21 protein-coding genes are annotated in these 22798 nt (G+C 63.4%); 13 read left to right on the forward strand and 8 right to left on the reverse strand.

Annotated features, from left to right (window positions below; genetic code table 11):
* Positions 1 to 62 precede the first annotated feature (62 nt).
* The 7 genes from GCT19_RS24215 to GCT19_RS24245 all read left to right on the forward strand — a co-directional run bounded on the left by GCT19_RS24215 (position 63) and on the right by GCT19_RS24245 (position 8964).
* Entirely contained in the window at positions 63 to 1580 is a 1518-nt protein-coding gene (locus GCT19_RS24215) for a sugar ABC transporter ATP-binding protein (RefSeq protein ID WP_152853310.1), read from the forward strand.
* A gap of 13 nt (positions 1581 to 1593) precedes the next feature.
* Positions 1594 to 2622: an ABC transporter permease gene (locus tag GCT19_RS24220; protein WP_026228754.1), complete on the forward strand. Its 1029-nt coding sequence runs from the start codon at positions 1594 to 1596 to the stop codon at positions 2620 to 2622.
* Positions 2623 to 2741: 119 nt separating this feature from the next.
* Positions 2742 to 3683: an ABC transporter substrate-binding protein gene (locus GCT19_RS24225; protein WP_152853311.1), complete on the forward strand. Its 942-nt coding sequence runs from the start codon at positions 2742 to 2744 to the stop codon at positions 3681 to 3683.
* A gap of 250 nt (positions 3684 to 3933) precedes the next feature.
* Complete coding sequence (locus GCT19_RS24230; protein ID WP_152853312.1) at positions 3934 to 5883, forward strand: putative bifunctional diguanylate cyclase/phosphodiesterase; 1950 nt, start codon at positions 3934 to 3936, stop codon at positions 5881 to 5883.
* A 29-nt stretch (positions 5884 to 5912) separates the two neighbouring features.
* Positions 5913 to 6335 carry a hypothetical protein gene (locus GCT19_RS24235; protein WP_152853313.1) on the forward strand — a complete coding sequence of 141 codons (423 nt, stop codon included), beginning with the start codon at positions 5913 to 5915 and terminating at the stop codon, positions 6333 to 6335.
* 277 nt (positions 6336 to 6612) lie between these two features.
* A complete protein-coding gene (locus GCT19_RS24240) occupies positions 6613 to 8322 on the forward strand; it encodes a fibronectin type III domain-containing protein (RefSeq protein WP_152853314.1) in 1710 nt (569 codons plus the stop codon).
* 201 nt (positions 8323 to 8523) lie between these two features.
* Positions 8524 to 8964 carry a hypothetical protein gene (locus GCT19_RS24245; RefSeq protein ID WP_152853315.1) on the forward strand — a complete coding sequence of 147 codons (441 nt, stop codon included), beginning with the start codon at positions 8524 to 8526 and terminating at the stop codon, positions 8962 to 8964.
* Positions 8965 to 9030: 66 nt separating this feature from the next.
* Here GCT19_RS24245 and GCT19_RS24250 read toward each other — a convergent pair whose 3' ends face one another.
* Both GCT19_RS24250 and GCT19_RS24255 read right to left on the reverse strand, forming a co-directional pair.
* Positions 9031 to 10182 carry a peptidyl-alpha-hydroxyglycine alpha-amidating lyase family protein gene (locus tag GCT19_RS24250; protein WP_018435773.1) on the reverse strand — a complete coding sequence of 384 codons (1152 nt, stop codon included), beginning with the start codon at positions 10180 to 10182 and terminating at the stop codon, positions 9031 to 9033.
* A gap of 114 nt (positions 10183 to 10296) precedes the next feature.
* Positions 10297 to 11193 carry a LysR substrate-binding domain-containing protein gene (locus GCT19_RS24255; RefSeq protein WP_018435772.1) on the reverse strand — a complete coding sequence of 299 codons (897 nt, stop codon included), beginning with the start codon at positions 11191 to 11193 and terminating at the stop codon, positions 10297 to 10299.
* Between the two features lie 45 nt (positions 11194 to 11238).
* Between GCT19_RS24255 and GCT19_RS24260 the strand changes: the two genes are divergently transcribed.
* A complete protein-coding gene (locus tag GCT19_RS24260) occupies positions 11239 to 12270 on the forward strand; it encodes a nitrilase-related carbon-nitrogen hydrolase (protein ID WP_018435771.1) in 1032 nt (343 codons plus the stop codon).
* A gap of 101 nt (positions 12271 to 12371) precedes the next feature.
* Positions 12372 to 12665, forward strand: a complete 294-nt coding sequence (locus GCT19_RS24265) for a DUF1330 domain-containing protein (protein WP_008924173.1) — start codon at positions 12372 to 12374, stop codon at positions 12663 to 12665.
* Positions 12666 to 12712: 47 nt separating this feature from the next.
* Here GCT19_RS24265 and GCT19_RS24270 read toward each other — a convergent pair whose 3' ends face one another.
* The 3 genes from GCT19_RS24270 to GCT19_RS24280 all read right to left on the reverse strand — a co-directional run bounded on the left by GCT19_RS24270 (position 12713) and on the right by GCT19_RS24280 (position 15858).
* Complete coding sequence (locus GCT19_RS24270; RefSeq protein WP_018435770.1) at positions 12713 to 13564, reverse strand: carbohydrate ABC transporter permease; 852 nt, start codon at positions 13562 to 13564, stop codon at positions 12713 to 12715.
* Positions 13561 to 14451, reverse strand: coding sequence for a carbohydrate ABC transporter permease (locus GCT19_RS24275; protein WP_018435769.1), 891 nt, complete (start codon positions 14449 to 14451; stop codon positions 13561 to 13563). The genes GCT19_RS24270 and GCT19_RS24275 overlap by 4 nt, the downstream gene beginning before the upstream one ends.
* A 174-nt stretch (positions 14452 to 14625) precedes the next feature.
* A complete protein-coding gene (locus GCT19_RS24280) occupies positions 14626 to 15858 on the reverse strand; it encodes an ABC transporter substrate-binding protein (protein ID WP_018435768.1) in 1233 nt (410 codons plus the stop codon).
* A gap of 319 nt (positions 15859 to 16177) precedes the next feature.
* Here GCT19_RS24280 and GCT19_RS24285 point away from each other — a divergent pair, with 319 nt between their 5' ends.
* The 4 genes from GCT19_RS24285 (at position 16178) to GCT19_RS24300 (ending at position 20570) form a co-directional block, all read left to right on the forward strand.
* Positions 16178 to 16963, forward strand: a complete 786-nt coding sequence (locus GCT19_RS24285; RefSeq protein WP_026228751.1) for an SDR family oxidoreductase — start codon at positions 16178 to 16180, stop codon at positions 16961 to 16963.
* Positions 16964 to 17027: 64 nt separating this feature from the next.
* Positions 17028 to 18110, forward strand: coding sequence for an ABC transporter ATP-binding protein (locus tag GCT19_RS24290; protein ID WP_018435766.1), 1083 nt, complete (start codon positions 17028 to 17030; stop codon positions 18108 to 18110).
* A 96-nt stretch (positions 18111 to 18206) separates the two neighbouring features.
* Positions 18207 to 19070 carry a MurR/RpiR family transcriptional regulator gene (locus GCT19_RS24295; protein ID WP_176135263.1) on the forward strand — a complete coding sequence of 288 codons (864 nt, stop codon included), beginning with the start codon at positions 18207 to 18209 and terminating at the stop codon, positions 19068 to 19070.
* 264 nt (positions 19071 to 19334) lie between these two features.
* Positions 19335 to 20570: a YbfB/YjiJ family MFS transporter gene (locus GCT19_RS24300; protein ID WP_018435763.1), complete on the forward strand. Its 1236-nt coding sequence runs from the start codon at positions 19335 to 19337 to the stop codon at positions 20568 to 20570.
* Between the two features lie 23 nt (positions 20571 to 20593).
* Here the strand turns inward: GCT19_RS24300 and GCT19_RS24305 are convergent, their stop codons facing one another.
* Genes GCT19_RS24305 through GCT19_RS24315 form a run of 3 tightly spaced genes read right to left on the reverse strand, consistent with a single transcriptional unit; the run spans position 20594 to position 22793 of the window.
* Positions 20594 to 20968 carry a GtrA family protein gene (locus GCT19_RS24305; RefSeq protein WP_018435762.1) on the reverse strand — a complete coding sequence of 125 codons (375 nt, stop codon included), beginning with the start codon at positions 20966 to 20968 and terminating at the stop codon, positions 20594 to 20596.
* Positions 20965 to 21714 (reverse strand): class I SAM-dependent methyltransferase, encoded by a 750-nt coding sequence (locus GCT19_RS24310; RefSeq protein WP_026228750.1) that lies wholly within the window; start codon positions 21712 to 21714, stop codon positions 20965 to 20967. The genes GCT19_RS24305 and GCT19_RS24310 overlap by 4 nt, the downstream gene beginning before the upstream one ends.
* Before the next feature lie 17 nt (positions 21715 to 21731).
* Positions 21732 to 22793 (reverse strand): glycosyltransferase family 2 protein, encoded by a 1062-nt coding sequence (locus GCT19_RS24315; protein WP_152853316.1) that lies wholly within the window; start codon positions 22791 to 22793, stop codon positions 21732 to 21734.
* Between the last annotated feature and the right edge of the window lie 5 nt (positions 22794 to 22798).

Genomic DNA, 22798 nt, shown 5'->3' on the forward strand with positions numbered 1-22798 from the left:
AGTCGTAAAAAGCTCCATCGTAAAAGCGTTGGTGATATAGGCAGCCGTCGACAGATCAGCACATGAACCCACTCATTTCCGTCAACAAGCTTTGCAAGAGCTTTCCGGGCGTTAGAGCACTTCATGACGTCCGCTTCGAACTCATGGCCGGCGAGGTCCATGCGCTGATGGGCGAGAACGGCGCGGGCAAGTCGACGCTGATGAAGATTCTTGCCGGCGTCTATACACGCGATTCCGGCGACATTCTCTTCGACGGCAAGCCGGTCGACTTTCAAGGTCCGCGCGACGCGCAAGCGGTCGGCATCGGCATCATTCATCAGGAACTGCAACTGATGAATCATCTGAGCATCGCGCAGAACATCTTTATCGGCCGTGAGCCGCGCAAGGGTCTCGGTCTCTTTCTCGACGAAGACAAACTGAATGCGCAGGCACGCGAGATCCTGGCTCGCATGCACGTGAAGCTCGATCCGCGCACGATGGTCGGCACATTGACCGTCGCGAGTCAGCAGATGGTCGAGATCGCGAAAGCCCTGTCTTTCGATTCGCGCGTGCTGATCATGGACGAACCTACCTCCGCGCTCAACGATGCCGAGATCGCCGAGCTGTTCCGGATCATCCGTCAATTGAGAGCGCGCGGCGTCGGCGTCGTCTATATCTCGCACAAGATGGACGAGCTGAAGCAGATCACCGATCGCGTCACCGTGATGCGCGACGGCGAGTATGTGGCCACCGTGCCGACCGAGGGCACCAGCGTCCAGACGATCATCGGCATGATGGTCGGACGCACATTGGGCGACATGACGCCGGCCGAGAGCGCGCCGGTAAAAGGCGAAGTCGCGCTCGAAGTGAAAAATCTCGTCGCGGGTCCGCTCGTGCGCGACGTCAGTTTCGAATTGCGCAAGGGCGAAATACTCGGCTTTGCCGGCTTGATGGGCGCGGGCCGCACGGAGGTCGCGCGTGCGGTGTTCGGCGCCGATCCGATCGAATCGGGCGAGATTTTTGTGAAGGGCGTTAAGGCGTCGATCAAAAGGCCCAGTGATGCGGTCAAGCGCGGCATCGGCTACCTGTCGGAAGATCGCAAGCGCTTCGGTCTGGCTACGGGAATGGATGTCGAATCGAACATCGTGATGTCCGATCTCGGCAAGTTCCTGTCGCTCAATATGTTCCTGCGCGGCGGGCAGATCCGCAAAAGAGCGCAGCACTTCATCAAGCTGCTTGCGATTCGCACGCCTTCGGCGACGCAGCAGGTTCGGCTCCTGTCGGGCGGCAATCAGCAGAAGATCGTAATTGCGAAATGGCTCGAGCGCGATTGCGATGTACTGTTCTTCGACGAACCGACGCGCGGCATCGACGTCGGCGCGAAAAGCGAAATCTACAAGCTGCTGCGCTCGCTGGCAGCGCAAGGCAAGGCGATCGTGATGATCTCCTCCGAGCTGCCCGAAGTTCTGCGCATGAGCGACCGCATCGTCGTGATGTGCGAAGGGCGCATTACCGGCGAACTGTCCGCCAGCGAAGCGACGCAGGAGCGAATCATGCATCTCGCGACGCAGCGCGAATCCCTGAAAACGGCACAAGCCTGAAGAGGTCTATGACATGACAATGCAAACGGATACCGCGGCGCTGGACAACGAACGGCGCACTTCCGGGCTGAAAGCCCGAATTTTTGCGCCGACCGCCGTGCAAAAGATGCTCGCGTTCGCGAGCCTCATTCTGCTGCTGGTGTTCTTCAGCTTCGCGTCACCGGCCTTCATGCAGATGGACAACATTCTTGGCATTTTGCAGGCGACTGCCGTGAACGGCGTGCTGGCAATCGCGGCCACGTTCGTGATCATCACCGGCGGTATCGATCTGTCGGTCGGTACGTTGATGACGTTCACCGCCGTGATTTGCGGGGTGTTTCTCACTTACTGGCATCTGCCGATGTGGATGGGCGTACTCGCGGCATTGGCGACTGGCGCGGTATGCGGCACGATATCGGGCACGCTGACCGCGAAAATGAAGATCCCGCCGTTCATCGCGACGCTCGGCATGATGATGCTGCTCAAAGGGCTTTCGCTCGTCGTGTCGGCCGACAAGCCGATCTATTTTACCGATACCGAGAACTTCTACCGTATTTCCCAGGACTCGCTGATCGGCTATGTTCTGCCGAGCGTGCCGATTCCGAATGCGGTACTGATCCTGTTCTTTCTCGCGATCGTCAGTTCCATTACGCTCAATCGCACCGCGCTCGGCCGCTATACGTTCGCACTCGGCAGCAATGAAGAAGCGGTGCGGCTCTCGGGCGTCAATGTCGATCGCTGGAAGATCGCGATTTACGGCGTGGGCGGCGCGATCTGCGGCATCGCGGGTCTGTTGATCGCGTCGCGGCTCAATTCCGCGCAGCCGGCGCTCGGTCAGGGCTACGAGCTCGATGCGATCGCCGCGGTCGTGATTGGCGGCACGTCGTTGAGCGGCGGTTCGGGCACGATACTCGGCACCATCATCGGCGCTTTCATCATGAGCGTGCTGACCAACGGACTGCGCATCATGTCGGTCGCGCAGGAGTGGCAGATCGTCGTGACGGGTTTGATCATCATTCTGGCGGTGTACGCGGACATCCTGCGGCGCAGCCGGGGAAGTTGATGTAGCAGCAGGGAAGCAGCAAATAAGCAGGGAACGCAGGAGCAGCAGAGAGAGGGCACGTGAAGGCTCCCTCGAAAGCTCGATAGCGGCTTGAAAGCCCAACCATTGGAGGAGGCCCCATGTTGAAGAGAAGACTAATCGGTATCGTGGTCGGTGTCGGTGCGCTCGTTGGCGGAAGCAGTCTCGCGTATGCGGATGAGCCGTATATTCCGCTTATTTCGAAAGGCTTCCAGCATCAGTTCTGGCAAGCCGTCAAATTGGGTGCCGAGCAGTCCGCGAAAGCGAACAACGTCAGGATCACGTTCGAGGGACCGGAAACGGAAGCGATGGTCGACAAGCAGATCGACATGCTGTCAGCCGCGCTCGCGAAGAAGCCGCAGGCGCTCGGTATCGCGGCGCTCGACAGCAAAGCGGCCGTCCCCTTGCTCAAGCGCGCCCAGAACGACAAGATTCCGGTGATCGCATTCGACTCTGGCGTCGACAGCGATATTCCGTTGACGACCTGCGCAACGGACAACGTCGCCGCCGCCGCGCTCGCCGCCGACAAGATGGCCGAGTTCATTGGCAATTCCGGCGAAGTCGGCGTGATCGTGCACGACCAGACCAGCCGCACCGGTGTCGATCGTCGCGACGGTTTCGTCAATCAGATCAAGTCGAAGCATCCGAACATCAAGATCGTGTCCGTGCAATACGGCGCCGGCGACCACCTGAAGTCGGCGGAAATCGCCAAGGCCATGATCCAGGCGAATCCGAACCTGAAGGGCATCTTCGGCGCGAACGAAGGTTCCGCGGATGGCGCAGCAATTGGCATCAAGGAGTCGGGCAAGAAACTCGTGCTGATCGGCTTCGACTCTGGCAAGGAGCAGAAGGACAACATCATGTCGGGCTTGATGGCCGGCGCGATTACGCAGAACCCGGTCGGTATCGGCAAGTGCACGGTCGACTCGGCGGTCAAGGCGCTGCATGGCGAGAAGCTGCCGAAGAAGATCGATACCGGTTTCTACTGGTACGACAAGACCAACATAAACGATCCGAAGATCGTAGCCGTGCTGTACGACTAAGCAAGGCCGGCGATCGCGACTCGGGAAGCCGGGAACGCGGAAATCATCAAGGAGGAAGAGCCACGCTCTTCCTCTTTTTTATTGCCTTTGTGCAACATCGGAAAGACGCCGCACACCGAGCAGAAGCGCGGCTAATAGTCATTTCACGCCATTGCCCGCATTAATCTGATATTTTATGTTTATGTAATCGTTGCACGAGCCGTCCATTCGCATGCCGATTCGGACCCACTAACCGTCGAATGCGCAGGTCATGGCTTTTACCGAACCAAGGTCTCCATTTTTCAAGTGGCTCGTGTCCTCGGCTCAGAACCTGAGTCCGGACAACCGGCAGATTCTGCTTGCCAACCTGTTTACGCGAACCGCTTCGATCATATTCGCATCGATTTGCGAAATTAGCGTTTGCGCGACTGCGTATTATCTTTATCCGATTCCGCTGTATGCCGCATGGGGCATTGCGGTCGTCGCATTGCTGATCGCGCGGCTCCTGTTGATCTGGCTATGCCGCACGCGCGCCGCGAAAGGGCTCCCCACACCGACTTCCGCGTTTCTTTTCGCGAGTCTGTTGTGGAGCGCGCTATTCGGTTTCGGCACATTTCTGTGCAATATCAGCGGGAGTCCCACGCTTTTTCTGCTTGGAAACGTTTGCGCGGTCGGTGTGATTGGCGGATTGGCGGGACGTAATGCGGGCACGCCGCGGCTTGCGTTATTGCAGATCGTTTTTATTCTGAGCTTTCTTAGTATCGGCGCGGCAATGTCGCCGGGCAATGGCAAGCTCGTGTTGCTATTTCAGGCACCGTTTTGCGCGGCCGGCTTTTTCACGGTTGCGCTGCGCAGCAATCGCGATACGGTCGCGTTGCTGCTCGCGCGCGAAAACAGTCATCGCCTCGCTCGCCAGGACAGCCTGACCGGTCTGCCGAATCGCGCGCGCATCAGCGAACTGCTGCTCGAGCGCACCGGCGAGAGTTCGACCGGGCAGGGCGGTGCGTTCGCGGTGCTGCTGATCGACCTCGATGGCTTCAAGGCGATCAACGACAGTCTCGGCCATGCGGCCGGCGACCAGATTCTGCAGGAAGCGGCGACGCGTTTGCGCGACCTGCTGCCAAGCGGCGACCAGGTTGGCCGCCTCGCGGGCGACGAGTTCGTGGCGATTTCGGACGACACCGGGCAGCTTCGCGACGTGCGCGTGCTGGCCGATCGCATCGTCAGAACGCTGGCGCGGCCGTTCGTGCTGAGCGAAGCGCTCGTGCATATCGGCGCGAGCGTCGGCATCGCGCTGTACCCCGAGCACGCGAAAACGGGTCCGCAATTGCTGATCTGCGCCGACCGCGCGCTGTATGGGGTCAAGCGCAGCGGCAAAAGCGCGTTTGCGATTTTCGATGCCGAGAAGCACGTATCCGACGAAAGCCTGAGCCTGCTGCGCAGCGACCTCGAAGGCGCGCTGAAATCGTTCGACGGTTTGCGCATGGAGTATCAGCCGATCATCGATCTGCACACCGGCGCGGTAGCGGGCCGCGAGGCGCTGCTTCGCTGGGCTCATCCGACGCGCGGCGAGTTGTCGCCGTCGGCGTTCATTCCGACCGCCGAGCGCACCGGCCTGATTCTCCTGTTGGGCGAATGGGTGCTGCTGCAATCGTGCATGGCGGCCTCGACGTGGCGCGACAAGGTGATCGTCGCGGTCAATGTATCGCCGGTGCAGTTGCGCGAGGAATCGTTCGCATCGACGGTGACGGCCATACTTCGGAAGACGAGGCTGCCGCCCACGCGGCTCAATCTCGAAGTCACGGAAACGGCACTGCTGAACGACGATGAAGTGACTCGCCGCAATATCACCCGGTTGCGCGCATTGGGTATCGGGCTCGCGCTCGACGACTTCGGCACTGGCTTTTCGACGATGTCGACGTTGGTGCGTTTCTCGTTCGACAAGCTGAAGATCGACAGCTCGTTCGTGCGCGAGGCCGTGCATCGTCGCGAATCGGCGGCCGTGGTGCGCGGTATCGTCGCGCTTGCGCGCGAGATCGGCATGCCGACCACAGCCGAGGGCATCGAAACCCAGGAACAGCTCAATTTCGTACGCGTATGCGGTTGCACGCATGCGCAGGGTTATCTGCTTGGCAAGCCGATGAGCAACGATGAAATCGAGCAGTGTGAAGCGGTGCTCGACGCGCGTGTTGCCGACAAGGCCGCGCCCGCGGACTTTTGACAACCGTTACCGACGCGATCGAGGTCGAGATGTCGTCTCCCTTGCAATTCCAGCTGCGAATCACCGCATCGGCGGAACTCGCCAACTCGCTGCGCGCGGACTCTTCGTGCGCCGCGCATCCAGCACTTCGTACCCTTTTGCAAACGCATCACGCCACGCTCAAATGCCAATTCGATGCATTCGCCGACTACGTGAGCGAAGCGGAAAGAATGGGCGCCGAGAACTACCCGCTTTATCAATGGACACGGCAGACCATCGAGAGCCCGGAGAAGAAAGCGAAATACCTGCAATCGTTCACGCTCTATGTGAATGGCGACGAAGTGTATGACAAGGATGTCGCCGATGCGCTCGAAGTCGGCTTGTCGAAGCTGATCGACGCGAACGGCATTGTTCGTGTGTCGAGGTTCGACACGAATCCCGCAACCAATCCACAGCCGCCCGCGCGCACGTAACGCGACGGTTTAGATTTCACTCTTGAAAGCAAACCTGAGCGGCGCTCAGGCGGATTGCCGATTGCCGGTTGCATGCGCGTAATCGAATCTCGCGCTGCACGGCAATTCGTTTTTATGCGCTTTTCAATCTCAATCCGCACCGTCCGCTGTTCTCCCGATGTTTTCATCGGTCTGTCATCGCCGTCCGGCTACGATCATCCATCACTTTCCGTCCGCGCTCGCCCCGCGGGGCGTTGTTTTGCGCTGGCATTCTTCCTCCTGAACAACCGTACCGGACATGTCGAACAGAAAAATCGTCAAGACAACGCCTGCCGATGAGCACGGCGCATCGATCGTCTCGCGCCGTGGCTTTCTGAAGTTCGCCGGCGCATCGAGTCTCGCGACGGCGGCGGGCGCGCTCGCATCGACCGCGCGCGCCGCCAATAGCGGCGCACCCGATGGCACGCCCGAGCAGATCCACCTGACCTGGGGCAGCGACCCGACGAGCGAAGTTACCGTGTCGTGGTCGTCGCTCGCGCCTGCGGTCAATCCGCAGGTGCGCATCAGCGGCACCAATCACGGCGACCACGCGAAACATACGGTGCACGCGGTGCAAAGCACTTACACCGACGGCATCAACGGCGAGATCGTGTTCAACTATCACGCGCGCGTGCGCGACCTGAAGGCCGACACGGTCTATCAATACGAAGTCACGGCCGATAACGACAGCAATGCATCGCAACCCTTCGCCGCGAGTTTTCGCACCGCGCCGCGCGGCCGCGCGCCGTTTCGCTTCACGAGCTACGGCGATCTCGCGACGCCGAATACGAACTGGGTGCTGTCGTCGCCGCAAAGCCGCTTCGCGGTGGCGGCCGTCGAGAACTTCCAGCCGCTGTTCCATCTGCTGAACGGCGACCTCTGCTATGCGAATCTGAACCCGATGCAGCAACCCGAAGTGTGGCGCGACTTCGGCAACAACGCACAGACGTCGGCGTCGAACCGGCCGTGGATGCCGTGTCCCGGCAATCACGAACTCGAATTCAACAACGGCGAGCAAGGGCTGGCGTCGTATCTGTCGCGCTACATGCTGCCGGACAATCACACGCGTTTTCCGGGCCGCTGGTACAGCTTCCGCGTCGGCTCGGTGCTGTTCATTTCTCTCGATGCGGACGACGTCGTCTATCAGGATGCCGCCGCTTTCGTCGCCGGGCCCGCGCCGTTGACGCCGGTCGCGAGTACCGGCAATCCGCCGATTCCGGCGGGCACGTCGCTGTACGTGCGCGGCTACAGCAATGGCGAGCAGACGCGCTGGCTCGAGAAAGTGCTGCAGCATGCGTCGCACGATAGCGACGTGGACTGGATCATCGTGCAGATGCATCAGGACGCGCTCAGTTCGTCGAAGACCGGCAACGGTTCCGACAAGGGCATTCGCGAAGCGTGGCTGCCGCTGTTCGATCGCTATGGCGTGGACCTCGTGCTGTGCGGTCACGATCACGACTACGAGCGCAGCTATCCTGTACGCGGTTGCAATCACAACAGGGGCACCGACATCGAGACGGGGCGTCCAGTCGATACGTTGCAGCCCAAGCCGATCATGTCGGCTGTATCGGCGGGTGCGTCGACGTTCGATACGAGTCACGGCACGATCCACCTGATTCTCGGTGGCGGCGGCACGAGCGCGCCGCTCGACGTGTATGGCGTCGATGCCGGCACGGGCCTGCCGCAGGCGCGCATCTTCACGAAGCCGAATCGCCCGGTGCCGTCGACGACCGCGGGCACGTTCGTGCGCGCGAGCGCCGACGCGGTCGAAGACGCGATCTGGTCCGCGCAACGCGACACCGGCACCGGCTACGGCATCGCGGTGTTCGACTACGATCCCGGGCAGCCCGGCGGCCACACGACGATCACGATGAACTACTACCATGCGCCGGGCGCGGATCAGACGCCGACACCGGAATATGCGCTGTTCGAGACGATCGAATTGAAGAAGAAGAACCGGCGCGGGTAGAAGAGTAGCTTCAAACCGCTAATCGGCATTCACTCCAGCGGGCCGCTCACCGCGAGCGGCCCTTGTCTTTCACGGTCACCGCAAAAAACAATACCCCATTCATTTTGTTACACGTCTTACCGCGATCGACTGTCGCAGTTACAAAGGCCTTTCGAAAGCCCCGCTATACTCGGCGCCGTCTCACTAAAACAAAGACCCGATATGTCCAAGAAGATCGTCCAGATGCTTGCCGTGGCTGCATTGAGCGCCGCGGCGTCGTTGCCGGCCCTCGCCGGTGATATGAACAACATGCTCGGCGGCGCGCTCGGTGGCGTGGCCGGCGCGGCAGTCGGCGGCGCGGTGGGCGGCAGCACCGGCGCGGTGATCGGTGGCGCGGTGGGCGGTGGTGCGGGCGGCGCGGTCACGTCGAATCGTCGCGAACGTACCGGCGCGATCATCGGCGGCGCGCTCGGTGGCGGCGCGGGCACCGCGGCCGGCAATGCGATGGGCGGCCGCACTGGCGGCCTCGTCGGCGCGGCGCTCGGCGGCGGCGCGGGTTCGGCGCTCGGCGGCAACATCTCGCGCTCGAACTCGTACGCCGACGACTACTCGCGCGGCTACCATTCGGGCAAGCGCCATCACAAGCATCGCCATTACGACTGAGATGGCTTGACATCGACGGGACCGGTCCGCGTCCGCATCAAAAGCGAACGCGCCGGCCCTCGTCCATCACGCATGCAAGACCAGTTTCTGAACACGCCAGTTCAGCAACTCGGCAACGAATAAGACGTTTTCCGAAGGGCACGCCATCTCGTGAATCCAGCCGAACTGTTTTGGCTGTTTGCCCGCTTTGCCGAGTACGCCGAGCACTTTGCCATCGAGCGTCATCTTGTAAATGCGGCCCGGAAACGCGTCGGCGCTATAGAGCACCTGATTCGGTCCCGGCGAAATACAGATCGCCCAGGGTGAGCCCGGCGCGAACGTGCCCGCGGCGAGTTCCGCTTCGCTCGGCATGTTGCCGATCGCGGGGCGCGCGTCCGGCGGCACCGGCACGTCGATCGTGAACTGGCGCAGGAACGTGCCCTCGATATCGAACACCTGGATGCGCCGGTTGCTGCGATCGGCCACGTACACGTGGTCGTGCGCATCGACCGCGATGCTATGCGGCGTATGGAACTGCCCCGGTCCCGTGCCGCGATCGCCCCATGACTTCAGCCAGTTGCCGTCGCGATCGATCTTCGCGACGCGCGAGTTGATGTATCCGTCGCTGATATAGGTGTTGCCCGCCTTGTCCCACGCGACGTCGGTCACCTGGCGAAAGCGTCCGGGTTCGGACGGCAGCGGCGGATTTGGATGCTTGAGCGGCGCGGTTTCTTCGTCCGATGCTTCCTGCTTGCGGCCGAACACCATCGCGACGCGTCCTTCCGGCGTGAACTTGATCACCATGTCCGAGCCCTTGTCGGTGACCCAGATGTTGTCGTGCCGGTCCACCTTCACCGTGTGCGCGAACGACCACGCATACAGGTTGTGGCCGATCTCACGCACGAAACGTCCATCGGGCGCGAACTCGAGCAATTGCGCGGCGGCCGCGCCATACGCGGGGCCGGTGGTGTTGCCGCGCGACAGCACGAAGATATGGCCACGCGAATTGAGCGCGACGCCCGAGCATTCGCCAAAGTACGTGTCGTTCGGCAAACGTACGGGGTTGGCAATCGAGTCATAAGCGATCGTGGGCACGTCGGGGGTGTCCACGGCGAACGCGGACGGCATCGCGAGTCCGGCGGCGCTGCCCGCAAGCAGGCTCATGAAAGTCCGGCGGCTCATCGCCCGGTGGTCGGGGCTGCCGCAGCACGCACAAAACGACTCGTATCGCTCGCTCATTCGTTGTCTCCTTTGATCCATCGCTTGAAGTGTGCAAAGGCAAGCCTAGTGCACAAAACGCTTAATCGCTAAGTCGTTTTGCGATGCTGGAAGAGACAGTTCGCGTTATGCGCGTCAGATGCTCTTTGGGGCGCGTCCCGTCGATTTCGCCGCGCCACGTACGAACTCGACGAAACGCGCGGTCACCGGATCGTCGCGCGCAGGCTCCCATGCGAGTCCGACACGCCAGCGCGCCGCGACATCGCGTAGCGGTATGACGGTCGCATCGCGCAGCAGGGATTGCACCCGCGACGGCACGAACGCCGCGCCGACGCCAGCGGCGACGGTCGCGAGCACCGTCTGGATGTCGTCGGCTTGCTGGATCACGCGCGGCACGAAACCATGCGCGCCACACCACCGATCGATCTGCGCGGCCAGTCCCGGCCCGCGTCCGCGCGCGAGCGCAATGAATCCCGTCTCGTTCAGCCGGTCCAGATTGGCAGGCAGGCGCTTGACGCTCGCGTTTCGCGGCAACGCGAGCGCCAGTTGTTCATCGAGCACGGCGAACGATGCCAGTCCGCCCTCCGTGGGCAAGCGTAGAAAACCGACGTCGAGCTTGCCGGCAAGCAACCGTCTGCTTTGCTCGGCCGACGACAGATCGTTGAGCGTGACGGATACGTTCGGATTGAGCCGCCGGAATTCGGCGATCAGCGGTGGCGCGAAGTCGAGGGTGGAGAGCCCGAGACCGATGCGCAATGCACCGCGCTTGCCGCTGCCCGCCTCGCGTGCGCGCGCGAGAACCTCATCGGCATCCCGGATCAGCGCGATGGCATCGGCCAGAAACGCTTCACCGAACGCGGTCAGTTCGGCGCCATGCCGGCCGCGCACGAACAGGCGCGCGCCGAGACTCGACTCGAGCGCAACGATCTGCTTGCTCAGCGCGGGCTGGCTCACGCACAGGTGGTCGGCGGCGTGACCGAAGTGGCGCTGTTCGGCCACGGTCACGAAAGCACGCAACAACTTCAGTTCCATTCTCTTAGCGTATCGAACGGATCAAAATATTCATTTTACTTATCGATGCCCGGCGGGTCCAATGAGGCTATCCGAATCGTCGTTTATGAGGTGTTTGCCGTGTCTGCTTCGATGCTGCGGGTTGCCGCCGTTCCGCTGGAATTATCGGGTGGAGGGATCTCGCCACCGGTCAATCGCGTTTCACTTATCGCGGAGCGGCTTGCGCGTGCCGCGCACGAAGGGATCGGGCTCGCGGTGTTTCCGGAAGCGTGTCTGGTCGAGTGCGCGAGTCTGGCGAAGCTAAGTCGGCGTGAATTCCAGGCGCTGGCCGAGCCGCTCGATGGACCGTCAGTCAGCGCGGTCGCCGACGCGGTCGAAGCGACGGGTGTCGGTGCCGGTGTCGGCCTGTTCGAGCGTGCCCCGGACGGGCGTATCTTCAACAGCTACGTGATTTGCATGCCTGGCGGCATCCGTCATTGTCATCGCAAGCTGTATGCGTTCGAGCATCGGCGCGTCGAATGCGGCGACCGCTTCACCGTCTTCGACACGGCGTGGGGCGTTCGCATCGGCGTGCTGATCGGCGCCGACAACTATCTGATCGAAAACGTTCGCACCACCGCGCTGATGGGCGCCACGCTGCTGATCGCACCGCACCGGCGCTATCTGAGCGCGAGTCAATGCGCCAAGCGCGACCCGATTGGCGCGCTGAGCCGCTGGTTGCCAGCACGCGCGGCCGATAACGGCATGTTCGTCGCATTCAGCGCAGCGACCGAGGGCGGCAGCGAGAAAGGCAACGCGCACGTCGGCGAAATGGACTCCGCATTGATTGTCGACCCGTGCGGCCGCGTTCTAGCCGACAGCGCCGGCGGTGAAAGCGCATTCGTGTCCGCCGAACTGGATACGGCGTTGATCGCTGAGAGCGTCGGGCGCCGGTGGCTCGAAAGGCGCCGCCCGGAACTCTACGGTCCGCTGGCGCGAGCGGCGGACGCGGCGCGGGCGATGCAGCATACCGAAGTCGTGGCCCGCGGCGGCGCGGTGCCACTGAGCGTCGCCGTGGTGGGCCGCGACCGGCTGACAGTCAAATGGAATGTGCGGTGACGGCAGGGCGTCGCGAGCCAGCCCGCTTTGTTACCATGCAGGACAGCGACCGCTATGGTCCGCTTTCGTCCCGCGTTGTTCCATCACACAAGGAGATTCGAATGAGCAAAGGTTATTGGGTGTCGTCGTACCGGAAGACGAACGATCCGCAGAAACTGGCTGCGTACGCGCAACTCGCCCCGGCCGCGGTAGCGGCGGCGGGTGGCAAATTTCTCGTGCGGGGCGTGGCGGACGAGGCGCGCGAGCAGGGCCTCAAGGAGCGCACGGTCGTGATCGAATTCCCGACCTACGAAGCGGCCGTCGCCGCTTATGAAAGCGAGCAGTACAAGAAGGCGCTGGCCGCATTGGGCGATGGTGTCGAGCGCGATCTGCGCATCGTGCGCGGCGCCGACTGACGCGCGGGCCGCATTCACACGCTGCGCGGCACGCGCCGCGCAGCCGGTTATTTCACCGCGCCGAGCGCGAGCCCCTTCACCATATAACGCTGCAACCACGCAAACACGATCGAAACCGGCAACGTCGCACCCAAGGTCGCGGCCATCACCAGATGCCATTCGACCACGTACTTGCCCGCCACCATATCGGTCACCTGCACGGTCAGCGTCTTGTTTTCCGGCGAGCGGATCAACGTATAGACGACCGCGAACTCGTTCCACCCATTGATGAACGTGAAGATCGCGGTCACGACGATCGCCGGCACCGCGAGCGGCAGAAATACCTTGAACACTGCGCGCGTACGGCTGCAGCCTTCGAGCCACGCGGATTCCTCGAGATCCTGCGGCACGGTCTGAAAGTACGACGACAGCATCCACACCGCGAACGCGATATTGAACGCCGCGTACGACACGATCACGCCGATCCTCGAATCGACCAGGTTGCCGTCGCCCCATGGAATCATCGCCGCGAGCCGGAACAGGCCGACCACCAGCAGGATCGGCGACAGCATCTGCGTGACGAGCAGGAACTGCCGATACAGGCCGCGTCCGCGAAACGGGAAGCGCGCGAGCGCGTAAGCGGCGGGCAGGCTCACCGCGAGTGCGAGCGCGGTCGACAGGCAGCTGATGATCGTGCTGTTGCGCAGCGCGACGCCGAAGTTGGCCGCGTCCCACATGTCGACGAAATTGCGCCACTGCCACTGCACCGGCAGCCAGCGCGCCGGATAGACGAAGATCTCCGACGCGGGCTTGACCGAGGTGAAGAACATCACCGCGAACGGAAACAGTATGACGATCACGAGCGGCGTCAGCGCGATCCAGCACCACAGCGAGCGTTTGGTCTTCGCGCTCAGACTCATGACGGCACTCCTTCTTTCGCGCGTTGCAGACGCAGATAAGCGATCGAGAACACGAACAGCATCACGAGCATGATCAGCGAAACGGCGGCCGCTTCGCCGGGACGTCCGAGCCGGAAGCCGAGTTCGTACAGATAGGTGACGAGGATGTGCGTGCTGTTGTCGGGCCCGCCTTGCGTCATCACCCAGATGATCGGAAAAGAGTTGAACACGTAGATCACGTTCAGCAGGATCGCCATGTTGATGAACGGGCGCAACAGCGGCATCGTCAATTGACGGAACTGCTGCCAGGCGCTCGCGCCGTCGATACGCGCGGCTTCGTAGATATCGCCTGGAACCGAAGACAGGCCGCCAAGAAAAATCGTCACCGTGAACGGAATCGACACCAGAATGCCGACCGCGATTTCGACGGGGAACGCGAATTCGGGCGTCGCGAGCCAGTGAATCGGGCCGCTGATCAGGCCGAGCCGCTGCAGCGTGACGTTGACCATGCCGTAGTCGTCGTTGAAGGCCCAGCGCCAGACGACGGCGGTCATCGTCAGCGACACGGACCACGGCAGCATCACGATCGTGCGCGCCACACCGCGGCCGTGAAAGTCCTGGTTCAGAATCAGCGCGACAGGTACCGAGATCAGCACCGTGCCGCCCACCACGCACACGGTCCAGATGATCGTGCGGCGTACCGAAGCGAGAAACACCGGGTCCTCGAATACGTTGATGAAATTCTGCGCGCCGGTGAAGTCGCGAATCGCGCCGAAGCGCGACACCTCGTGCAGCGATTGCCACACGATGTTGAAAATCGGATAGCTGATGATGAACAGCGCCAGCACGAGGCTCGGCGCAATCAGCAACCAGGGCGCATTCGCGCGCGGAGAAACGGAACGGCTCATGCGTGCTCGATCGTAAGACGCGCCCGCTTTCTGGCGGCGGGCGCGACGGAATGGGCCGGTGGGTGCGTCGTGCTGCATAGGCTCGAATGGTGGGGTGGCGTGGCGCAACGCGCGGCGCTTTAGCTACGGCGCCGCGCGTCCCCTGTTCGTCTCGTTACTGCCGCAAGCCGAGTATCAATGACCGAGCGACTTGTTCGCCTGCGCAGCCGCCGCATTCAACGCGTCAGCCGGTTGCGCCTTGTTCAGATATATCGCTTGCATCGAGTCGGTCACGGCCTTCGCGGTGTCTTCCCAGCCGGTCACGGTCGGCGCGAAGTGAGCCGTGGGCAGCAACGCGATGAACGCCTTGATGTCCGGATCGTTGAACGCCGGGTCCGCCGCTTCGGCCTTCGTGGTCGGCAGGAAGCCTTCGGTCGTCGTGAACTCGACGCGCGGTTCCTTCGTGAACAGATAGTCGAGGAACTTCCACGCGGTCTTCTTCGCCTTCGAGTTCTTGAACATCACGATCGAGTCGGTGACCGCGTAGGTGGCGTGCGTCGTGCCCATCGGTACCGGATCGATGCCGTACTTCAGGTTCGGCGCTTCCTTCTTGATCTGCTTCGCGAGGAACGGCGCGGAGATCACCATCGCGACACGGCCCTGCTTGAACAGGTTCTGCACGTCTTCGCGGCTATAGCCGGTGACGCCCGGTTGCGTGAGACCCTGGTCGATCATCTGCTTGTACATCGTGGCGGCCTTCACGCCCGCCGGCGAATTGAAGGCGGCCTTGCCGTCCTTGCCGACCACGTCGCCGCCCATCGTCCACAGCGCGTAGTAATAGTAGACGTCGGTTTCGATTTCCTTGCCTTGCAGACCGAAGCCGGCGATGCCTTGCGCCTTCAGCTTCTTCGATGCATCGATCACGTCGTTCCAGGTCTTCGGACCGTCGGGGTAGCCGACCTTCGCGAGCATGTCCTTGTTGTAGTACAGCGCGCGCGCGGACGCGGCGATGGGCAGCCCGTAGGTCTTGCCGTTGATCTGGCCAGGCGCGAGGAACGGACCGATGAAGCGGGCCTTGAAGTTCGCGTCCATGTAGCCGTCGAGCGGCTCGGCGACGTCGTCCTTCACGAAGTCGAGCAGCCACCGCGTGCCGACGATCGCGAGGTCCGCGTTGGCGCCGCCGGAGATGTCCGTTTGCAGCTTCTGTTGCAGCGTGTCCCAGTTCACGTCTTCGATCTTGATGGTCGTGCCGGGGTTGGCCTTCTCGAAGTTGCGGGCCATTTTCTCGAAGTACGGCGCGGTTGCGTCGCTGTAATGGGCGACCGTCACGCGGACCGTTTCGGCATGGGCCGACACGGCGATACCTGCAAACGCGAGCGCCACGGCGACTTTGCCTAGCGCGAGGGAAGCACGGGCATGCAACGACATTTTTCTCTCTCCTGTGGGTGGTTTGCTGCCGTCGCCGGCCGCCTTGGGTAAATTGTTTGAAAAAATCCTACATGACGCAAAATAGCTTGTCACGTAGGGTCTGCGATATTTTTTCCTCGGTGATTTTGTGCATAAGATGCTGGAAAGCATGGGGTATTCTGCACTGCGCGATGGTTTGAAAACCCACTCTTCGGGATGACCGGGCAGTCGCCGAAAAACGCTTTTGTAAGAAATTTACAGCGTTGCGCGCGACGCAAGCCGGGTGGCGGAAGGCGACGGCAAGACGGCCGAATCGGCCGGGCGAACGAGCGAGGAACACATGGATCGTGTCGTATTGGTAACGGGCGCATGCGGCGGTATCGGCAGCGTGTTGTGCGAGCGCTTCGTCGAGGCGGGCGACACCGTGCTCGCGCTCGACATCGACGCGGCCGCGCTGCAAGCGCTGAGCGCGCGTCTCGGCGCACAACAGGGCGCAGACAAAATCGTGCCGGTCGCGGTCGATCTCGGCGACGCCGCCGCGGTGCAGCAAGCGGTCGCCGCTGCAGTCGCACAGCGCGGACCGGTCGACGTGCTGGTCGCGAACGCGGGCGCGGCGCTCGGCGCGTCGCTCGCGACTACCGACGCCGTGAGCTGGCAGCGCGACATCCATCTGAATCTGAACGGCACGTATCACACGGTCGAGGCGGTGCGCGCGTCGATGATCGAACGTCAACGCGGCGCGCTCGTGCTGATCGGCTCGGTGAACGGTCTCGCCGCGCTCGGTCATCCCGCGTATAGCGCCGCGAAGGCCGGCTTGATCAGCTATACGAAGGCGCTCGCGATCGAGCTGGGCCGCCACGGCATTCGCGCGAACATCGTGTGTCCGGGCACCGTGAAGACGCAGGCGTGGCAGGCACGTGTCGACAAGAATCCGCAGGTGTTCGAGGACCTTAAGAAGTGGTACCCGTTGCGCGACTTCGCGACGCCCGACGACATCGCCGACGCGGTGCTGTTTCTCGCGTCGCCGCAAGCGCGCGTGATCACCGGAGTCGCGTTGCCGGTCGATGGCGGCTTGATGGCGGGCAACCGGCTAATGGCGCAGGAGTTGACGCTCGAATCGTTCTGAGCCGCGCGCCGCGCCCGCACTACGACACCCGCAATACAACACGCAGCAAGACAATGAGGACAGCATGGCAGCAGTGCAACTGAGCGGCATCTTCAAACGCTATGGCGACACCCAGGTCGTGCACGGCATCGATCTCGACATCGACGACGGCGAGTTCGTCGTGCTGGTCGGTCCGTCGGGCTGCGGCAAGAGCACGCTGATGCGGATGGTGGCCGGGCTGGAGGAAATCAGCGGCGGCGATCTGATGATAGGCGGCACGCGCGCGAATACGCTCGCGCCGCAGCAGCGCAATATCTCGATGGTGTTCCAGAGCTACGCGCTGTATCCGCATCTGTCGGTGTATGAAAACATTGCGTTCGGTCCGAGAATCCGCAAGGAATCCGCGGAGAAATTCAAGCCGCGCATCGATGCCGCCGCCAAGATGCTGAACCTCAGCGGCTATCTCGACCGTTTGCCGCGCGCGCTGTCGGGCGGTCAGCGGCAACGCGTCGCGATGGGCCGCGCGGTGGTGCGCGAGCCGTCGCTGTTCCTGTTCGACGAGCCGCTGTCGAATCTCGACGCTAAGCTGCGCGTGCAGATGCGCACCGAAATCAAGGCGCTGCATCAGCGCCTGAAGAACACGGTGATCTACGTCACGCACGATCAGATCGAAGCGATGACGATGGCCGATCGCATCGTCGTGATGAACGCGGGACGTATCGAGCAGATCGGCCGTCCGCTCGAACTCTATGACCGGCCGGCGAATCTGTTCGTCGCGAGCTTCCTCGGCTCGCCGTCGATGAATTTCGTCGAGGGCGTGATCGTCAATCGCACCCAGGGTGAGGGCCTCGCGTTGAAGCTCGCGGACGGCAGCGAGGTCGCGCTCGAACGCACGCCTGCGTCGGCCGTGGTGGGTGCGCAGGCCACGCTCGGCGTGCGGCCCGAGCACATCGAGATCACGACGCAGATACCGGATGCCGCGCTCGACGTCGAAGTGATCGAGCCAACTGGCGCCGAGACGCACTTGTACGGGAAAATAGGCGGCTCCGCGTGGTGCGTGACGACGCGCGAACGCTCGAAGATCGAGCCCGGTCAGCGCGTTGCGTTGCGTCTGCCGGCCGAACACATTCATCTGTTCGATACGGAGAGTGGGCGCAGGCTGGTCTGAACCGCGTGATTCGAACCCGGTTCGATCAGGCCGATTGAAGCCGAAGAAGCTGCGAGCGACGCGGAACCATATGAAACAGCCCCTAAGGAACACCGGGTGTCCGCACCGAACTTGATTCCCCATATCCGCAACGCACTCGCGAGTCTGCGGCCCGCCGAGCGCAAGGTCGCCGACATGGTGCTCGCCGACGTCGACTTCGCGATGCGCGCGAGCATCACCGATCTCGCGCAGCGGGCCGAAGTGTCCGAGCCTTCCGTCACGCGTTTTTGCCGCGCGATCGGTGCGCACGGTCTGCGCGACTTCAAGATGCAGCTCGCGCAAAGCGTGGCCGGCGGATTGCCGTATGCGTCGACTGCGGTCGCGCGCGACGACGACGTGCAGACCTTGATGGACAAGGTCGGCGAAGCGGCGATCGACGGCATTACGCATGCGCGCGGCGCGCTCGATCCCGCGGTGGTCGAAAGCGCGATCGCGGCGCTCGTGAGCGCCCGGCGCGTGTTTTTCTTCGGTGTGGGTTCAGGTTCGGGGCTCGTCGCGCAGGATGCGGCGCTGCGGTTTTTGCGCATCGACATCGCGGCGGCCGCGTTCACCGATGGTCATTTGCAGCGTCTTTACGCGGGCCTGATGGAGCCCGGCGACGTCGCGTTTGCGATCTCGCATTCGGGGCGCAGCGTCGAAGTCAACGAAAGCATCCAGATCGCGAAGGAGCGCGGCGCGACGACGATCGCGCTGACCAACGTCGGCTCGCGGCTCGCATGGCTGGTCGATATTCCGCTGCTGCTGCGCGTGGCGAGCCCGATCGATCCGAATACGCCGGGCGTGTCGCGGCTCGTGCATCTGTGCATCATGGATGCGCTCGCGATCGGCGTCGCGCTGAAGGCCGGGCCCGAAACACTGGAAAAGATGCGCCACGCGAAAGCGCGGCTCGTGCCGCATGAGCCGGAAGGGGCGGGCGGGTAGAGCGCGCGCGAAGCGCTAGCGTGCAGTCCTCTTCGGCCAGCCGATCATCGATACCTTGTCTACCGGTGCGCGACCGTTGCCGCCGCGCGAACCTTGCCGCCCATCGGCAGATCGATCAACTGCCACGTGCCGTGTCTCACGAGTTCGAGCGAGAAGCTCGCGGCGAAACGTCTCTCCCGGCTATCATGGCAATCTGCCGCATACGTCCAACACATCGTCCAATCAGAACCGGCTCGCAGCGTTCTCGTTCAGGTCCGTCCGCCCATGTCCTCCCGTTCCGCCGACACCGCATCGCACGCTCCAACCACGATACCCGCCCAACGTCTGCCGACACTGCTGCTGGCCGCCGCGCTATCGCTCGGCAGCGCGGCAGCGCTCGGTTTCGCGCGCTTCGCCTACGCGCTACTGTTGCCGGCGATGAAGCTGGACCTCGGCTGGAGCTTCGCGCAGGCCGGCGCGATGAACACCGCGAACGCGCTCGGCTATCTGCTCGGCGCGCTGGTGTTTCCGCGCCTCGCGCGCCGTTGGTCGGCGGGGGCGCTGTTCGCGGGCGGTTGCGTGCTGACCGCGCTGTTGATGGCCGGCAGCGGTCTCACCGCCAGCACGGATGCGCTGCTGACACTGCGCGTGATCACCGGCGCGAGCAGCGCGGCGATCTTCATCGGCGGCGGCGTGCTCGCGGCGCGGCTCGCGTCGGCGCGTCCGCGCGACGCGGGGCTCGTGCTCGGCCTGTATTACGGCGGCACCGGCTGGGGGATCGTCGCGTCGTCGGTGCTGGTGCCGGTGACGATCCTTGATGCCGTCCACGGCTGGCAGTTCGCGTGGTTCGCGCTCGCGGCGGCCTGCGCGTTGTTCGCCGCGGTCGCGATCGGCGCGTCGCGCAGAATCGAGCGCGCACATATGAGCGCGGCGGCTGCCGCGCATGCAGCCGGCGCCACCTCCGCGCCGGGTTGGCCGCACTACGCGGCCGCGCTCGCGGGCTACGGACTGTTCGGCGTCGGCTATATCGGCTACATGACCTTCATCGTCGCGCTGCTGCGCAACGCCGGCATGAGCGCGGCGGTCGTCACCGGCTTTTATCTGCTGCTCGGCGCGGCGACCGTAGTGTCGGCGCGGATCTGGTCGACGCTGCTCGATCGCATGCGCGGCGGCCAGGCGCTCGCCGTGCTCAACGCGCTGCTAGCGATCGCGACGCTGCTGCCTGCGCTCTTCACTCAGCCGTGGGTCGCGTTCGTTTCGGGCACGCTGTTCGGCGCGACGTTCCTGTCGGCGGTCGCATCGACGACCGCGTTCGTGCGCCACAATCTGCCCGCGAGCCACTGGGCGAAGGGCATCAGCGCCTTCACGATCGTGTTCGCGTTCGGGCAGATCGTCGGGCCGGTCGTGATCGGCTGGGTATCGGATGGCGCCGGGCTCGCGCGCGGGCTCGTGTATTCGGCTCTGCTGCTTGCGGGCGGCGCGGTACTCGCGGCGTGTCAGAAGGCGTTGCGCACGGCGTGAGCCGCGTTACCCGTGCTTCGTATTCAGCGATACGTCCAGCACCGATGCGCTATGAACGTGAGCGGCGGCACCACGCACACGACGAGCGCGATACCGAGCGCGGGCGGGCCGCCCGCGAGCTGCGTCAGCCGCGATACGAGCGCGGTCAACGTCAGGCCGCCCAGCGATACGAGCACGAACCGCCCAGCGTTCATCAACGCGGGCAGCGCCGAAAAACTCCAGAACGTGTTCAACAGATACGAGGCCGCCGTCGCCCATGTAAACGCGATCGCGTTGGCCCACGCCGGCGACATGCCCGCGTCCGCGATCAGCGTCAGCGCAATGCACACGTGCACGCCGGTCGCGATGACGCCGCTCGCGCCAAAGCGCATCAGCTTGACCCGTTCCACCGGCATCATCGCGACGCTCCTTCGCGCTTGCGCAGGACCGCGAACAGCGATACGCCAAAAGGCAGCGGCGCATGCGCGAGCCAGTGGCGCTCGGCGCTGAAAACGCGGTACAGCGCCGCGTTGAGCGGCCACGGTGGGATCGCGTCGCCGCTCGAATGCTTGCGATGCAGCAGCCGATCGGCCCAACGCGCGACCACCGCGATCGGATACAGCAACGTGTTGAAATAGCTGATGCGTTCGACTTCGTAGCCCGCCGCAGCCGCACAGCGCATCAGCGAGACGCGGCTATAGCGGCGGTGGTGGTGCAGGAAAACATCGTGCGCACTCCACAGATGTTGTCCGGCCGGCACCGTCACGACGATGCGGCCTCCAGGCGTCAGCAGATCGCGCATGCGCGCGAGCGAGCCGGCGTCGTCGGCGATATGTTCGAGGCAGTCGAAGAAGCAGATCAGGTCGAAGCGTTCGCCGTTGAACGGCACGTCGTCGGGGCAGTGGCCGGCGCGGATGTCGAACTGCTTGCCAGTCTTGCGCGCGCTCAGCGCCCGAGCGGTCGGGTCCATCTCGAGGCCGCTGACGATGCCGAAGCCGGCCAGCATGTCGAGGTTGCCGCCGGTGCCGGAGCCCACTTCGAGCACGCGCGCGCGGCGCGGTAACGCGAGCCGCTCGAGCAGCGTGCGCAGCACGTCGCGCCGCGCGCGAAACCACCAGTGCCCGGCTTCGGTCTCGGCCATTTCGAGGTATGCATCGGGAGACATGATGAAGTCCTCCGCTTTCAGTGGCCGACTACGCGAAACCGCGGCGCGGCACGCCTGCGTGTCAGCTCGACGCGCCCCACATGGGCCGCGCGCGCATCCTGGCGCACGCCCGGCAACATGCTGACTTTGCTCTTCGCCTGATAGCGACGCCGCACCAGATAAACGGGCCGTTCCTTCGACTCGTAGTAAATGCGGCCGACGTATTCGCCGATCACGCCGATGCCGATCAGCTCGATGCCGCCCATGAACAGCATCACCGAGATCGTCGACGCGTAACCGGGCACCGGATTGCCCGACCACAGCGTGCGGCCGATGACGAACCCGCCGTAGACGAACGCAAGCGTCGCGATGGACAGTCCGATATAAGTCCAGCTGCGCAACGGCACCGTGCTGAAGCTCGTGATGCCTTCGAGCGCGAAGTTCCACAGCCGCCAGCCGGAAAACTTCGAGTGACCGGCGCTGCGCGGCTCGCGTTCGTATTCGACGATCACGGTGCGATAGCCGACCCACGCGAACAGGCCCTTCATGAAGCGGCGGCGCTCCGGCAGGCTGCGTAGCGCGTTGACCACCTGACGATCGATCAGCCGGAAGTCGCCGACATTCTCCGGCAGCTTCACTTCGGACAGCGCGTTGTGCACGCGATAGTAGAGCGCGGCCGCCGTGCGTTTGGCGAACGTATCGCACAGCCGGTTCGTGCGTTTGGCGGCGACCACTTCGGCGCCATCGCGCCAATGCTCGACCATCACCGGGATCAGGCTCGGCGGGTCCTGCAGGTCCGCGTCGATTGGAATCACCGCATCGCCGAATGCTTCGTCGATGCCGGCGGTCAGCGCCGCTTCCTTGCCGAAGTTGCGCGTCAGGTCGATCACGCGAATGCGCCGATCGTGGCTGCTCTGCGCGATCAGCCGATCGAGCGTCGCGTCGCTGCTGCCGTCGTTGATGCAGACGATCTCGAAGCGCGTGCCGTCGATCGATTCGAGCACCGGCACGACTGCCGCGAAGAAGCGTTCGACCGCGTCCTGCTCGTTGTAGAACGGCACGACGAGCGAGATCAGTGGCGTAGTTGTATGAGTAGGCATCACGC

The sequence above is a fragment of the Paraburkholderia atlantica genome (assembly GCF_009362785.1).
Taxonomy (GTDB): Bacteria; Pseudomonadota; Gammaproteobacteria; order Burkholderiales; family Burkholderiaceae; genus Paraburkholderia; species Paraburkholderia atlantica.

Bases quoted from the DNA above. Each gene is read 5' to 3' on its own strand.
- GCT19_RS24215 (WP_152853310.1), top strand. From the start codon at position 63: ATGAACCCACTCATTTCCGTCAACAAGCTTTGCAAGAGCTTTCCGGGC.
- GCT19_RS24220 (WP_026228754.1), top strand. From the start codon at position 1,594: ATGACAATGCAAACGGATACCGCGGCGCTGGACAACGAACGGCGCACT.
- GCT19_RS24225 (WP_152853311.1), top strand. From the start codon at position 2,742: ATGTTGAAGAGAAGACTAATCGGTATCGTGGTCGGTGTCGGTGCGCTC.
- GCT19_RS24230 (WP_152853312.1), top strand. From the start codon at position 3,934: ATGGCTTTTACCGAACCAAGGTCTCCATTTTTCAAGTGGCTCGTGTCC.
- GCT19_RS24235 (WP_152853313.1), top strand. From the start codon at position 5,913: ATGTCGTCTCCCTTGCAATTCCAGCTGCGAATCACCGCATCGGCGGAA.
- GCT19_RS24240 (WP_152853314.1), top strand. From the start codon at position 6,613: ATGTCGAACAGAAAAATCGTCAAGACAACGCCTGCCGATGAGCACGGC.
- GCT19_RS24245 (WP_152853315.1), top strand. From the start codon at position 8,524: ATGTCCAAGAAGATCGTCCAGATGCTTGCCGTGGCTGCATTGAGCGCC.
- GCT19_RS24250 (WP_018435773.1), bottom strand. From the start codon at position 10,182: ATGAGCGAGCGATACGAGTCGTTTTGTGCGTGCTGCGGCAGCCCCGAC.
- GCT19_RS24255 (WP_018435772.1), bottom strand. From the start codon at position 11,193: ATGGAACTGAAGTTGTTGCGTGCTTTCGTGACCGTGGCCGAACAGCGC.
- GCT19_RS24260 (WP_018435771.1), top strand. From the start codon at position 11,239: ATGCCCGGCGGGTCCAATGAGGCTATCCGAATCGTCGTTTATGAGGTG.
- GCT19_RS24265 (WP_008924173.1), top strand. From the start codon at position 12,372: ATGAGCAAAGGTTATTGGGTGTCGTCGTACCGGAAGACGAACGATCCG.
- GCT19_RS24270 (WP_018435770.1), bottom strand. From the start codon at position 13,564: ATGAGTCTGAGCGCGAAGACCAAACGCTCGCTGTGGTGCTGGATCGCG.
- GCT19_RS24275 (WP_018435769.1), bottom strand. From the start codon at position 14,451: ATGAGCCGTTCCGTTTCTCCGCGCGCGAATGCGCCCTGGTTGCTGATT.
- GCT19_RS24280 (WP_018435768.1), bottom strand. From the start codon at position 15,858: ATGTCGTTGCATGCCCGTGCTTCCCTCGCGCTAGGCAAAGTCGCCGTG.
- GCT19_RS24285 (WP_026228751.1), top strand. From the start codon at position 16,178: ATGGATCGTGTCGTATTGGTAACGGGCGCATGCGGCGGTATCGGCAGC.
- GCT19_RS24290 (WP_018435766.1), top strand. From the start codon at position 17,028: ATGGCAGCAGTGCAACTGAGCGGCATCTTCAAACGCTATGGCGACACC.
- GCT19_RS24300 (WP_018435763.1), top strand. From the start codon at position 19,335: ATGTCCTCCCGTTCCGCCGACACCGCATCGCACGCTCCAACCACGATA.
- GCT19_RS24305 (WP_018435762.1), bottom strand. From the start codon at position 20,968: ATGATGCCGGTGGAACGGGTCAAGCTGATGCGCTTTGGCGCGAGCGGC.
- GCT19_RS24310 (WP_026228750.1), bottom strand. From the start codon at position 21,714: ATGTCTCCCGATGCATACCTCGAAATGGCCGAGACCGAAGCCGGGCAC.
- GCT19_RS24315 (WP_152853316.1), bottom strand. From the start codon at position 22,793: ATGCCTACTCATACAACTACGCCACTGATCTCGCTCGTCGTGCCGTTC.